Annotated in this window: 1 protein-coding gene; it reads right to left on the bottom strand. The window is 55.1% G+C overall.

Annotation, left to right across the window (positions count from 1 at the left end; translation table 11 throughout):
* Positions 1 to 408: 408 nt before the first annotated feature.
* Positions 409 to 643, bottom strand: a 235-nt coding sequence (locus tag DXX99_RS11010) for a hypothetical protein (RefSeq protein WP_115793509.1), incomplete at its 5' end; no start/stop codon positions are given.

Genomic DNA, 643 nt, shown 5'->3' with positions numbered 1-643 from the left:
AACCTGGTAATGGGCCATCCTCAATCCCTCCTGGTAATGGTGGTTGTGTCACTTCTTCATCTACCAGAGGGAGGGTGGCCCTTCCTGCTTCTAACCACCCTTTTTACACACTATACCGGACACTACTGTACACAGTTCGCGCGCGCCCTATAAAATCACCAGGCTAAACAGTCTCTGTGAACAGTTCTGGCGTCACGGCTAACCAGAGGCGCCCAGTAGTGCCCGGGCGAAGCCGTTCACGTCCAACCCTTTTTGAGAAGAACCGAAAGGACCAATCCCTCCTCCCGGAAGGCCCTCCACGCTCATTCTGAGGCCCTACAAGGCCCCTTTCCCGGGGGGATATAGATCTTCCTATCCCTCGCCTCGAAAACCCGCCTTCTAGAGCCGGAGATTTTTCCAGTAGGCTGGCTAAGCTCCACTCTCTCCCTCCTCCTCGACAAACCTCTCCAGCACGATGTACCTGACACTGTGCTTGGGCAAGAAGATCCGTGCCTCCTCCGTCTCCAGCAGCAAATCGTAGTCGTTTATCCCCAAAAGCTTGGCCTTAAACCTCTCCCCGCTCTCCAGCACCACCTCAAAATACTTTGCCTCTCTCAGAACATCCGCGTCCCAGTAACTAGGCTCGTGGGTGCCTCTTCGCCTT

It is taken from the genome of Ammonifex thiophilus, assembly GCF_003368535.1.
In the GTDB taxonomy this organism is placed as follows: domain Bacteria; phylum Bacillota; class Desulfotomaculia; order Desulfotomaculales; family Ammonificaceae; genus Ammonifex; species Ammonifex thiophilus.
This window is presented reverse-complemented; position numbering and strand designations above follow the sequence as displayed.